This window comes from Chryseobacterium sp. GW821-FHT04C04 (assembly GCF_059420365.1).
This window is the reverse complement of sequence record NZ_JBWKTO010000003.1, coordinates 576,901-590,085: the sequence shown is the minus strand read 5'-3', so window position 1 is coordinate 590,085 and position 13,185 is coordinate 576,901. Positions and strand designations below refer to the sequence as shown.

Annotated in this window: 13 protein-coding genes; 11 read left to right on the top strand and 2 right to left on the bottom strand. The window is 35.8% G+C overall.

The window, feature by feature from the left end:
* Positions 1-103 precede the first annotated feature (103 nt).
* The gene (locus tag AC07UM_RS12570) at positions 104-2,233 is read left to right on the top strand and encodes a carboxy terminal-processing peptidase (protein ID WP_103231827.1); all 2,130 of its coding nucleotides are present in this window, start codon (positions 104-106) and stop codon (positions 2,231-2,233) included.
* Positions 2,234-2,284: 51 nt separating this feature from the next.
* Here AC07UM_RS12570 and AC07UM_RS12565 read toward each other — a convergent pair whose 3' ends face one another.
* The gene (locus AC07UM_RS12565) at positions 2,285-2,788 is read right to left on the bottom strand and encodes a superoxide dismutase family protein (RefSeq protein ID WP_494683195.1); all 504 of its coding nucleotides are present in this window, start codon (positions 2,786-2,788) and stop codon (positions 2,285-2,287) included.
* A 240-nt stretch (positions 2,789-3,028) separates the two neighbouring features.
* Here AC07UM_RS12565 and AC07UM_RS12560 point away from each other — a divergent pair, with 240 nt between their 5' ends.
* The 10 genes from AC07UM_RS12560 to AC07UM_RS12515 all read left to right on the top strand — a co-directional run bounded on the left by AC07UM_RS12560 (position 3,029) and on the right by AC07UM_RS12515 (position 11,651).
* Complete coding sequence (locus tag AC07UM_RS12560) at positions 3,029-3,679, top strand: 4'-phosphopantetheinyl transferase family protein (RefSeq protein ID WP_494683196.1); 651 nt, start codon at positions 3,029-3,031, stop codon at positions 3,677-3,679.
* An 88-nt stretch (positions 3,680-3,767) separates the two neighbouring features.
* Positions 3,768-4,670, top strand: coding sequence for an AraC family transcriptional regulator (locus AC07UM_RS12555; RefSeq protein WP_494683197.1), 903 nt, complete (start codon positions 3,768-3,770; stop codon positions 4,668-4,670).
* A 92-nt stretch (positions 4,671-4,762) separates the two neighbouring features.
* Positions 4,763-7,009: a TonB-dependent receptor gene (locus AC07UM_RS12550; protein ID WP_494683198.1), complete on the top strand. Its 2,247-nt coding sequence runs from the start codon at positions 4,763-4,765 to the stop codon at positions 7,007-7,009.
* 51 nt (positions 7,010-7,060) lie between these two features.
* Positions 7,061-7,720: a hypothetical protein gene (locus AC07UM_RS12545; protein ID WP_494683199.1), complete on the top strand. Its 660-nt coding sequence runs from the start codon at positions 7,061-7,063 to the stop codon at positions 7,718-7,720.
* Positions 7,721-7,864: 144 nt separating this feature from the next.
* The gene (locus AC07UM_RS12540) at positions 7,865-9,178 is read left to right on the top strand and encodes a 2TM domain-containing protein (RefSeq protein ID WP_494683200.1); all 1,314 of its coding nucleotides are present in this window, start codon (positions 7,865-7,867) and stop codon (positions 9,176-9,178) included.
* Between the two features lie 4 nt (positions 9,179-9,182).
* Positions 9,183-9,488, top strand: a complete 306-nt coding sequence (locus tag AC07UM_RS12535) for a 2TM domain-containing protein (protein ID WP_494683201.1) — start codon at positions 9,183-9,185, stop codon at positions 9,486-9,488.
* A 65-nt stretch (positions 9,489-9,553) separates the two neighbouring features.
* The gene (locus AC07UM_RS12530) at positions 9,554-10,123 is read left to right on the top strand and encodes a methyltransferase family protein (RefSeq protein ID WP_494683202.1); all 570 of its coding nucleotides are present in this window, start codon (positions 9,554-9,556) and stop codon (positions 10,121-10,123) included.
* A 124-nt stretch (positions 10,124-10,247) separates the two neighbouring features.
* Positions 10,248-10,544: a 2TM domain-containing protein gene (locus tag AC07UM_RS12525; protein ID WP_494683203.1), complete on the top strand. Its 297-nt coding sequence runs from the start codon at positions 10,248-10,250 to the stop codon at positions 10,542-10,544.
* 27 nt (positions 10,545-10,571) lie between these two features.
* Complete coding sequence (locus AC07UM_RS12520) at positions 10,572-10,847, top strand: 2TM domain-containing protein (RefSeq protein WP_494683204.1); 276 nt, start codon at positions 10,572-10,574, stop codon at positions 10,845-10,847.
* Between the two features lie 60 nt (positions 10,848-10,907).
* Positions 10,908-11,651, top strand: a complete 744-nt coding sequence (locus AC07UM_RS12515) for a LytR/AlgR family response regulator transcription factor (RefSeq protein WP_494683205.1) — start codon at positions 10,908-10,910, stop codon at positions 11,649-11,651.
* Between the two features lie 110 nt (positions 11,652-11,761).
* Here AC07UM_RS12515 and AC07UM_RS12510 read toward each other — a convergent pair whose 3' ends face one another.
* On the bottom strand, positions 11,762-12,988 hold the full coding sequence (locus tag AC07UM_RS12510) for a DUF6051 family protein (RefSeq protein WP_494683206.1): 1,227 nt from the start codon (positions 12,986-12,988) through the stop codon (positions 11,762-11,764).
* Between the last annotated feature and the right edge of the window lie 197 nt (positions 12,989-13,185).

Here is a 13,185-nt window from a genome sequence, read left to right as displayed (position 1 = left end):
TATTTGTAAATAAGGTATTAAATTTGATCGTTTGTAACAGTATCAAACTTGTTGCTACTAATTATTATACTTATTTTAAAAATTAATAAATTAAAGACAGTTTATGTGGAAAAATTTCAAACTGAATAAATTTTTACTTCTTATTCCATTAACCAGTCTAATGTTTTGTTTCAACTCGCCAAAGAATGACGATGAAAAGATGCAAACAATAATGGTGAGCGTAAAAAATACACTTTCTTATCTGCATTATAGCCCAAAATCTATCAATGATGCCTATTCTAAGGACGTTTATAAGCATTATTTCGAATTGGTAGACCCTGCAAAAAGATATTTTGTACAATCTGATATGGATGAATTCAGCAAGCATGAAACAAAGCTTGATGATTATATTGGACAAGGAGACCTGACATTCTACAAACTTACAATCGATAGACTGTATCAGAGAGTGGATGAGATCGATAAGATCACTCAGGACATCTTCAGCAAACCGATCAACCTTCAGGAAGATGAAGCGCTTACCCTTGAGCCAAAATTGAAGAAAGTACCTGCCAACAAGCAGGAACAGTATAATGAGTGGAAAAAATTCATCAAATACAATATCCTTCAGGAAGTTGAATCGATGAACAGCAAAGAAGAGGCTCAGAAAGAAAAGAAAGACTCTGTTCAGAAGTACAAGCTTAAAGACACGATCAAGTTTAAGGCCCTTACTCAGGATGAAAAGATCAAAAAAGCGACTGATGAAGTAAAAGATCTTGTAAAAGATACCTTTACCCGATTCAAAAAGAGAAAGAAAATGGATTGGTTTACAGTCTATATGAATGCTTATACAGAAGTATTCGATCCGCATACCAACTATTATTCTCCAAAAGATAAAGAAGACTTTGATACTCAGTTTACCGGAAAAGTAATCGGTATCGGAGCATTGATCCAGGAGAAAAAAGGAAACCTTTATCTCGGGGCTCTTACCATTGGTGCACCGGCATGGAAGTCTAAACAACTTTCCGAAGGAGATAAAATCTTAAAAGTAAGATCCAAACCGAAAGAAGATGCTGTAAATGTTGTAGGAATGCTTTCTGATGAAGCAGTAAGATTGATCAGAGGAGAGAAAGGAACACCGGTAACGCTTACTGTTCAGAAAAAAGATGGTACTACCAAGGATGTAACAATGATTCGTGAAGAAGTAGCTATTGAAGACACTTTTGCAAGAAGTATTGTTGTAAATAAGGCCAACGGTAAGAAATATGGTTTCATCAATCTTCCAAGTTTCAATGCTGATTTTGAAAATGCCAAAGGAAGAAATGCTTCTGATGACATCAAAAATGAAATCATTAAACTGAAAGAACAGAATATTGAAGGAATCATTCTTGACCTTAGAAATAACGGAGGTGGTTCTTTAACTGAAGTAGGGGATATTATGGGTCTTTTCATGGAAGCAGGACCTTATGTTCAGGTGAAAGACGGAAACGGGAAAATACAGACCCTTAAGAACAAAAATGAAACGCCTATCTGGACAGGACCTCTTGTCATCATGCAAAATGAACTTTCAGCTTCAGCTTCGGAAATCCTTGCAGGAGTAATGCAGGATTACGGAAGAGCAATGATTATAGGATCTCCGCAATCTTTCGGAAAAGGTACCGTTCAGACTTTTGTAGATCTAAACAGATTCCTGAATACGGAAGATGATTTCGGATCTTTAAAACTAACGATCCAGAAGTTCTACAGAATCACCGGAGAATCTACTCAGAGAAAAGGAATTGTTTCTGATATTCAGATGAAAGATTTCTTTACTTATGCTGAAGTAGGAGAGCGATATGACGATTATGCTTTAGCATGGGATAAAATTCCTTCTACAAAATTCCAGAAGCTGAACTACTTCAATATTCAGGCGCTGGAAAAAGCAAGTGCAGACAGAATGGCTAAAAACAGCAATTATCAATTGCTATTAGAGTCTGCTCAATGGAGAGAAAGATTGGATAAAGAAGAAAATATCACCTTGAATATAAACAAGTTCAATGAGCTGATGAAGAACAGAAAATCTCAGATTGAAAAGTTCAAGGCTTTGACTAAATTTGAGAACGGACTTCAATTTATGATGTATCCAAGTGAGATTGAAAGAGAGAAAAAAGACGAAGCTTTCAAGAAAAAATCTGAAATGTGGATCAAGAATCTGAAAAAAGATCTTTACCTGCAGGAAGCAATGAATATTGTATCAGATATGGGAGCTAAATCCTAAACATAAAAAAACCGCTAATGAAAATTAGCGGTTTTTTATTGAGTAAAAAGATTACTTAATTTCTACGCATCCCACTCTTCCTCCTGCATTTCCGGTAGGCTGAGTATGGAAGTCATCTGCTGCTGCGTGTACAATAAGACCTTTTCCGATGATATTTTTAGACTCATCTGTACAGCCCAGACACCATTTGTCTGTCTTGAAAGTCAATGTGGCAGTTCCGCTCTGATCGGCAACCAGGTTTCCTATATCTCCCATGTGGAAATGTTCAGCACCCCATTTACCATGATCATTCTTGGAAGGATTCCAGTGGCCTCCGGTAGAAGTTCCGTCTGCTGCAGAGCAGTCTCCTTTTTCATGAATGTGTACTGCGTGGATTCCAGGAGTAAGGTTGGTGATATCCAGTTTCATCGTTACCTCATTTCCGTTTTGGGTAAATTTCGCCGTTCCTCCTGTCTGGGTTCCGCTTTTGGCATTTACGGAGTACATTTTTGTTGTTCCGCATGAAACTGCTAAAAATGCAAATCCCGCCAATAGTGTTAATGTTTGTACTTTCATTTTTTAAATGATTTATAGTGATTTTACGATAAATTTATAAAAGATTTTCCAAAGCGCTTTATGATCCGGGTCTTTTTTAAAAAGATAGTGTAAATCATAACCTCAATCCGGGCGCTTTTAACCATAAATTTTTAAACTTAGACAGAATGGTTATCTTCTTTAAAAAGAGAGGAAAAAAAGCTTATTTTAGTCGTCAGAAAGCAATTTGTAAATCCGGTATCTCTGGCAGGAAAAAAGAAAATGATTATTCTGTATACATTCATCCGTGAAGAAAAACATGAGTCTCTTTTAGACCAGTATCTGCCTGCATTTTCTCAGGAAGCTAAACAGGATATTCTGAGATACAGCAGATGGCAGGATGCACAGCTTTCTTTACTGGGAAAGGTTCTTTTACAATATGGATTGAGGACTTATTATAATATCCCTGAAGCAGAAACGGGCATACTCCCCAACAAAAAACCGTACTTAAAAGACCAAAACCTTCATTTTAATATTTCGCATTCTAAAGATCTTGTGGCTTGTGCTATTGCAGAATATCCCTTGGGAATAGATGTAGAATTCAATAATCCCAGGACCAGCTATCTGGATTTTAGATTTCAAATGACAGCTAATGAGTTTCATGAAATAGATACTTCTGAAGATAAAACAGAAAGCTTCTTTACCTATTGGACCAGAAAAGAGGCTGTATTAAAAGCGCATGGAGCAGGGATGATACTTCCCCTGGATTCTTTTGAAATAGTTAATAACGAATGCGTCATTGAAGGTGAAAAATTCTTTACCAAAGAGATTTTTATTCATGAAGACTACCATAGTTATATTGCCTCTTCAGATCCGAATATTAAAAACGTAATTCCTTTTTTTAAACATTTTGAAGAGGATATTGTACACTAAAAAAAATGAAAAGTTTTCTTGACAATAGCAATAAAAGACAACAGAATTCCGGGGCAGAAAAATATCTTTGTTAACTAACAGTTTTGAATTGGAAGAGTATAAAAAACGAATTGTAAAGACAATTCAATATATTGATAATCATATTGATGCAGATTTGTCCCTGGAAAAGGTTTCAGAGATAAGTGCCTATTCACCGTTTCATTTCCACAGAATATTTAAGCAGATTACAGGAGAAACCCTCCAAAGTTACATTATCAGGAAGAAAATAGAGAAAAGCGCTCTTCATCTGGCGCTGTATAAACATATGGAGATCAAAGAGATCTATTGGAATCTTGGATTTTCAAACCACTCAGCCTTTTGCAAAACATTCAAAAAACATTACGGTCTGCCTCCTACAGAATTCCGTAAATCAGCTCCCAAAATATTTCACAAGATTTTACAAACACAAAGCAAGAACGGACAAATTGATACAGTTTTCAGCCAATACATTTGCAATATCGAAAACCTATTAAATTGGACGAACATGAATTTAAAAATCGAAATAAAAGAAATGCCGGAAATGAATCTGGCAGCAGTGATGAGCCTGGGAATTGCAAATGTGGAGCCTTCCTTCAATATTTTAATAGACTGGGCAAGCAAGAAAGCTCTTTTTCCAAGGGAAAATGTCAAGATGATTTCAGTGTATCATGACAGCTGCAAAATAACACCTCTGGATAAAGTAAGAATTCACGCTTGTATGCTTTTGGATGAAAAACTGACACAACAGGAGGGTGAAGTATTTGCCGAAACCATAGATGCCGGGCGATTTATTGTAGGAAGTGGCGAAGTTACCCTCGACGATTTTGAACAATGCTGGGTTTCTTTATTTTTATGGATGAATGAAAATAAATACAGCGTAAGAAGAACCCTTCCTTTTGAAATCTATCATTCCAACTTTAAAGAACATCCGGAAGGAAAAATGATCGTGGATTTTTGCATTCCAATCCATTAATTACCATTCGGTAACAAAAGTATGCCTTTCGGTCATAATTTTTTTCCAGAAAGGCATTTCTCATCCTATTTTTGACTCAGAAAATAATAACAATGAAAACAAAAGGACAAAATCTACTGCTTCTGATTTTCCTTATCATTTCCATAATGGGATATTCACAAGTGAAAATCTCAGGAAAAGTAGTCTTTAAAAATAAAGGAGTAAGTGAAGTAAATGTAACCCTGAAGGATACTTATGATGGTACTACCACCGATACTCAGGGAAACTTTTCTTTCGAGACCTCAGAAAAAGGATCTCACATATTAACCTTTACCCATCCGAAATATGAGAACGTAGAAAGAACAATCTCTATTGAGAACCAGGATATTTCTTTGAATGTAGATCTTAAAGAACAGATCAGTGAGATTGATGCGGTAGTCGTTTCTGCAGGTTCTATTGAAGCCAGTGATAAGAAAAGAGCGACTGCACTGCTTTCCCCAATTGATATTTATACCACCGCGGGTGCAGACGGACAGATTTCTTCAGCATTGACCTATCTTCCTGGGGTACAGAAAGTAGGAGGGACTGAAGGGTTGTTTATTCGTGGAGGTACAGGCACAGAATCTAAGATTTTTATGGATGGAAGCCTTATCAACAATTATTTTTCTAATTCTGTTCCGGGAATTGCAGGAAGGGATCAGTTCAATACTTCTCTTTTCAAAGGGAATATATTTTCAAGTGGCGGTTATTCCGCGTTGTACGGGCAGGCGCTTTCAGGTGCTTTGATGCTGGAAAGTGTTGATCTTCCGGATGAAAGTTCGTATAGCCTTGGAATATCACCTATTTTCCTGAGTGCCGGATTTCAGAAACTGGGAGACAATAAAAACTATTCCTACGGAGCTACAGCAGGCTATTCTCTTTTAAGCCTGATGCAGAAAGTCCTGAATTTTAATACCGATTTTGTGGAAGCACCACAAGGGCTTAATGGGGATATGAATTTTAGATTCAAAACAAAATCAGGAGGCTTTTTCAAATATTATGGGATGTTCAATTCCAATAAAATGGGCGTAAGATCAGAAAGTCTTGAACCCGGATATGATTTCAGCCTGGTAAAGCTTAATGGTAAAAATACGTTTCATAACCTGTCTTTTAAACAGAAATTTGGAAAATACCTTCTGAATATGGGTGGGTCTTATTCTTATAACAAATCAGATCTTCATTTTTCTACAGAAACGAATGAGGTAGAATCCAACAGAAGCCAGCTTCTTACCGATGGAAATTATTTGAATTTCAAAGCGGTCCTGGAAAGAAAGATCAACAAAATAAGTGCTGTGAGGGGAGGTTTTGAACTGAATAATACCGATGAAAACCTAAACTTTGAAACGGTACAGAAAAATTATAAAGATTTGATCTCTTCGGCTTTTGTAGAAACAGACCTTGGCTTTAGTAATGCTTTGTCTGCGAAAATCGGAGTAAGGGCAGAGCATTCATCTTTCTTAGGAAAGAGCAATATTGCCCCCCGTTTTGCTATCGCTTATCGTCTGGCAAAAGACTGGACAACTTCATTAGCTTATGGTCTTTTTTATCAGAATCCTGAAAGTAAATATATCAATGGTCCTGCAGATCTTGGTTTCCAGAAATCTCAGCATTATATTTTTCAGGTTCAAAGAGCATCAGAAGGCAGAACGTTACGTTTGGAAGCATTTTATAAAAAGTATGACCAGTTGATCAAAACATTTAATGTAACTCCGAACAAAGAACAGAATCAGCAGATTCAGACTGCTTTGAATAACAGTGGGTATGGCTATGCAAAAGGTGTGGAATTTTTCTGGAGAGACAACAAAAAAACGTTTGAAAATATCGACTATTGGATCAGCTATTCATTCCTGGATTCCAAAAGAGATTTTCTTAATTATCCGGTGAGCCTTCAGCCAAGTTTTGCTGCTGAACATACACTTTCTGCGGTTGCCAAAAGATTTATTCCGGAATGGAAACTTGGGGTAAATCTATCATATACGTATGCAAAAGGGCGTCCCTATTATGACATTGCTTCTACATTTGAAAATGGAACAGCAGTTAATTATACCCGAAACGAAGGTAGAATGAAAGATTACAATGCTTTGAACTTCAGTATCAATTACCTGCCTAATATTGGTAAGAAAAATGCGAAAGCTTTTCCTGTATTTGTATTGAGTGTAAGTAATATTTTAGGATCAAAGAATATATATGGCTATAACTTTTCTGCGGATGGATCCAGAAGTTCTGCAGTAGTTCCTCCGGTAAATACTTTTGTGTTCATAGGAGCATTTATAAGCTTTGGGGTGGATAAAACTGATGATGCCATCAATAATAATTTATAAAAAACATAACTTAGGACAAACAAACATAACTAACTTTTAAAATTTGATATCATGAAAAAATACCTTTTAAGCTTTGCTTTAGCTTTTATGAGCTTAACTGCTTTTGCACAGGCCGATTACGACAAAATAATGTCTGAGAAAATTGCGAAAATTGAAACCTGCAAAACAGCTGAAGATTTCCAAACACTGGCCAATGATTTCCAGAGAATAGGAAGTAAAGAGAGTTCCAAGTGGCTTCCGGCTTATTATGCAGCATTTTCTTATATTCAGAAAGGAAGAACATTGATGAGAGACGGAAAAATGCAGGAACTGGATGGTATTGCAGATCAGGCTGAGAAACATTTGTCAATGGCTCAGAATCTTGCAGGAGCAGATAATGCAGAAATTCACCTGTTGAGAAAAATGTCTTATTCTCTTAGAATGATGGTAAATCCTCAGCAGCGATATATGACAGACGGTGCAAGAGCAGCTGAAGAACTTAATGTTGCAGAGAAATTAGAGCCTGCGAATCCAAGAATCGCTCTTATCAAAGCAGAAGATATTTATTTTACTCCTGAACAGTACGGAGGAAGTAAAACCAAAGGATTGGAAATGTTCAAAGATGCTCAGGCAAAATTTAAAGCTTATAAAACAAAAACAGCTTTAGATCCCAATTGGGGAAAAGGGGAAGCAGATTATTTCATTAGCCTTCCGGCAGAAAAAGCGAAATAGGAATATTTCTACTTTTGATATACAAAATCAACCTTCATTCGTGGAGGTTTTTTTATACCATTCGGAGAAGAAAATAAGCCTCTCGGTAAGAATTAATTTTTGATACCTTTAATAAAAACTAATTTTGAGTCAAGAAAAAAGATCATGAAACGGAAAAATTTTATCATACTATTCTGGGTATCGCTTGCAGTCTCGATGTTTTTCTTTTTTGTTTTTACAGAAGAAAAGAATTTTGAAAACTTTTTTTATACCATACTTATCTCTTTTATTTATTCTTTTGTTTTGGGAGGAGGAAACGGAATGCTGAATAACTTTCTGAATAAAAGAATTCCATGGTCTGAAGCTACCACTAAAAGAGCGGTTATAAGTATTGTTTCTATTATTGTAGCCAATTTTGTACTCGTCTATTTTTGCAATTACGTCAATTTTGTACTCATTCAAAAAGCAGCGACTACAGAAGAGTTTTTCTGGGGAAAATATAATTTCCTCAACTGGTTTACGATCAATATTGCATTGTTGATATCAGCATTTCTTCATGCCAGAAGTTTCATGGAAGAACTGAAGAAGACTTCCCGGAAAGAAGTGGTAGAGCAGAAGCTTATCGCTAAGTCCGCAAATGCTCAGTTTGAAAGTTTAAAGAATCAGCTGGATCCTCATTTCCTTTTCAATTCTCTGAATGTCTTAAGTTCTCTGATTGATGAAAACCCACTACAGGCTCAGAAGTTTACCGCTTCAATGTCAAAGATTTACCGATATGTACTTGAACAAAAAGATAAAGAGCTGGTCACGGTGGAAGATGAAATAGAATTTGCCAAAACCTACTGCGAACTGTTAAAAACAAGGTTTGAAGACAGCGTAGGTTTTACGTTTGATGTTCCAAAGGAAGACTATCAGAAATATGTTGTTCCGCTGGCTTTGCAGCTGCTGTTGGAGAATTGTATCAAGCATAATTTTGCTACATCATCAAAACCTTTGATCATCAGAATTTTTTCAGACGGAAATATGCTTTGTATTGAGAACAACTTACAGGTAAGAGAACAGATTAAAGAAAGCTCAGGAATTGGTCTTTCTAATATTGTACAGCGTTATTCTCTGCTTACGGACCGGAATGTGTTTATAGAAAAATCTGAAAATTATTTTAAAGTAAAACTTCCAATTCTTTTAGCTAAGCCCCATATTTCCAGTTCAGAACCTGAAGATGAAGTTGCCGCTTACAAAAGGGCACAGAAGAGGGTGAAAGAAATCAAAGGATTTTATAAAAATCTGATTTCATACTGTACAGTCTGCTCGTTTTTAATCTTTATCAATCTTTTTACAAGCAGCAGAACACAATGGTTCTGGTTTCCGGTACTGGGATGGGGGATTGGGGTCGCTTCCCACGCCTTTCAGGTATTTGGAGTAGGAGAATCATGGCAGGAAAAGAAGATTCGTGAAATAATGAATAAACAAAAAAAATAAAACGATGGAAAGATTTGACGAAAATGATATTGAATATCAACGTGCCAGAAGACAGGTAGAACGGTTACGTGGATTTTACGGACATTTATTCGCTTATATCGCAGTGAATGCTATGATCGTTGTATACAACTGTATGAACCTGAAACCCGGTGAAAGTTATTTTCAGTTTAAAAATTTTTTTACAGCCACTTTCTGGGGAATCGGTCTCTTGGCGCATGCCGTTACGGTTTTTGTACCTCAGATTAACTTTATCAGAAAATGGGAAGATAAGAAGATTAAAGAGCTGATAGATAAACAGAAAAATCATTAGAAGCGAAATCGTAAAAGGCAATACTTATAAAGCTGTTTCGCAATTTAACCTTAAAAAAACTGAACATGAACACTTTATCAATACTATTTTACATTTCAATGGCTGCCTGGTTTCTCAGTGAATTTCTCTATAAAAATATACTAAAATCCGGACAAGAAGATCAGAAGAACAAAGATAAATCGACCTTGAATATTCTATGGCTGGCCATTCCTTTTTCTATAATGAGTTCGATATTCATATCTTATAACACTCATTTTACGATTACTACCGGAATCTGGATTCTTTATTTAGGAGAGTTCCTCATTCTTATCGGAATTATTTTCAGATTCATGATTATCAGATCTCTGGGAAAATATTTTACTGTAGATGTTACCATCAGACAGGATCATAAAATCAAAAAGGAAGGGTTTTATAAATACCTGAGACATCCTTCTTATGCCTTTTCCCTGCTAACCTCTATTGGCCTTGGTTTGTATTTGAACAACTGGCTGTCTTTAATCTTTGCTTTTGTACCTCCGTTTTTAGCCTTTGCCTACAGGATTAAGATCGAAGAACAGGCTTTGGTAGAAAAGTTCGGTGATGAATATCTTGAATACAGAAAAAGCACAAAGAAGCTGATCCCGTTTATCTATTAATTTCCAGTTTTTACGATTCGGATAACATAATCTACCATTCGGTAATATAAAATTGATTTGCCCCTTTTCCTGACCTACCTTTGATTCAAGAAAAAAACAAATTAACCTTTTAAAACAAAACATTATGGAAATTTTACCAAATAAAGAGACCATTGCTTACAGAAAAGCATCCAGAAGAGTAAAAGAATTAAAAGAGTTTTATGGAAATCTAACTTCTTATTGTATTGTTATTCCATTTCTGGCAATACTGAATCTTATAACTGCTCCCGGATACCTGTGGTTTTTATGGCCGGCGTTGGGCTGGGGAATAGGAATTGCGTTTCATGCAATAAATGTATTCGGAATTGGAAAAAGCTGGGAAGAAAGAAAGATAAAAGAACTGATGGAGAAAGAAGAAAAAGGGAAAATAAAAACATTATAAACTGAATAACTAAAAACCTATACAATCATGGATTACGAAGCTGCTGTTACAAGAACAAGAAGTATCAAAAGATTCTATAAAAGCCTTTTTATTTTTGCAGTTTTTGCAGTTCTTATCATTCCTGATGATATTTTTGGCGAAAAGATGATTAGTTTCCGATCGTTTGACAGATATACCATCCTTGGGATCTGGGGATTCATCATCCTTATAAAAGCATCAAAACTGTTCCTTTTTGATTCCGAATGGGAAAGGAATATGATCGAAAAAGAGCTTGAAAAAGAGAAAAAGCCGATAAAATATTAAAATCTGCCCACTTTTATCTAACTTTATTTTCTAAAATCTAAAAACCAAAATTAAAGATCGATGATCAAAACTGTCATTATAGAAGACGAGAAACCTGCTTCAAGGAAATTAGAAAGAATGCTGAGTAAGTTTACTGAAATTGAAGTGGTTACCAAAATAGAATCAGTAGAAGAAGGCGTTGCCTGGTTTTCTGAAAATGAACACCCGCAGCTGATCTTTTCTGATATCGTTCTGGGTGATGGATTGTCTTTCGATATCTTTGAGAAAGTTCCTACCAAAGGATTCATTATCTATACGACAGCTTTTGACCAGTACACGCTGAAAGCATTTAAGCTGAACAGCATTGATTATCTTTTAAAACCTATTCTTGATGAAGATCTTGAAGGAGCAGTAGAGAAATTTAAATCATTCATTCCTGCCAATGACACGAATGGCTCTCAGGATATCAAACAGCTGATCAGAAAAGAAAAATCTACCCTTTCCCGGGTTTTGGTTAAAATAGGGTACAACCTTAAAATTATACAGACACCGGAAATAAGCTGCTTTTTCAGTGAGAATAAAATTGTATATCTTCAGACTGAAGACCGTACATATCCGTCAGATTTTACTCTTGATGAATTGGAAGATGTTCTGGATGAAAAGAAATTTTTCCGCGTCAACAGACAGTTTATTATCAGCTCAGATTACATCAAAAACATCCATACTTCACCTTATTATAAAGTGGATATGGAGTTTCAGCCCGAAGAAGAAATTACAGTAAGCAGAGACCGCGTGAAAGATTTCAAAGACTGGTTAGTCAGCTGATAAAGTAGGAAGATCTTGTATTATCCATCCTCATCACTCAAAAAACAAACACCATGGATCTTATATTATTGATTTTTAAACTATTTCTGTCTCTTTTTTATAAATAGTAACTAAGAATTATAAAAATCGCTGGCAGATTTTATAAACTGATGAAAGGCTTCTGTAACCTCTTTTTTGTGCTTATGTGCCAAAGGAAATGGAACCATATGGGAATATTCATACGGAAAATCTTTAATTTCAACATCAACATTAATATTCCGGTAGCCTCCCTGTAAAGTATTTAAAGCTTCCATCGGAGGAGCAACACTATCTTTTTCTAAGACATATGCTTTTATCTGAGACTGGATTTCATGCATTCTTTCTTCCCTTTCCTTTTGAAAATAATTATAACGGAGCATCTTTTTGAACCAGCTTTCCTGAGGATGTAAACCTTCATTCTGATAATGTTTCAGACGGGTATCTGATTTGAAATCTGAGCTGAGAAGCTCGGTAAAGACTGACTGCATTTTAATCGTGGCCTGTGTGTCCATAATGTATTTGGATATCGGAAACATCCGGTCTATCGTCATTCCTCCACAAAAACAGAAAACTTTGGATTGGGTGAAATAATGACCGGGGTCAGCCATTTTGATGATCAGAGAAAGGAAAGACCCTATAGAATATCCAAATAAATCCAGATCTGCATCAGGAGAAATACTCCCGATTTTATTGTTTTTAATATCTTTTACCACCTCCGTAATATCCGAGTAAGTCTGAAGCCCGGACCAAAAAATTCTCTGAGGATGAGCTTCCAGCCTGGAACTTATCGCGGCATTCACATAAGAGTAATTCGTATTTTCCGGAAATTTTTTCTTTCTAAAACTTACTACCTCCATCATATCATGACGGTTACTCCAGATCGGTTCTGCACGGTCCATGTGAAAGGCTATGGGAAAGAGGATAATGGCTTTATGTGTTTTTTGTGCCAGTTCATAGGCCCAGGGTAAATATTTGTCCCATTTCTTCTCATTCAAACCATGGAAGAAAAAAATACATCCTTTCGCTGTTTCCACATCAGATCTCTTAAGGATATAATATTCAAATCTTTTATTGCATTCAATATCAAAATCGTTGATGTCTACAGCTGGGTGATCATGAAGATGGTGCTCTTTTTCATTGATTTTCAGTTGTTCATTATGTTGGCTGCAACGTTGATGTTCCGAACCATAAAGGAGCTCAGAAGCCTTGGACTCAAAAGAAATTGATTCAATGCTAACATTCAATTCCTTTATTTCAATCATCGCTTTTCCGGAATCAAAATGACTTTTCAAAACTTCATACAATTCATAATATTCCATAGCAAGATAATTGAGGATTCATAATTAGAACTTTCAATTTAGAGAAATATTGCTGTAATGTGTTGATTTTTAAAGGTTAAATATATTCAAGGCATAGAAGAAATAGCGTAATCCCCGGAGCAGTTTTGCTCCGGGGTGGTGTATATATGAATTGATCATGATGTTTCTTATTGTTATTTGTCCAGTGATACGACAGT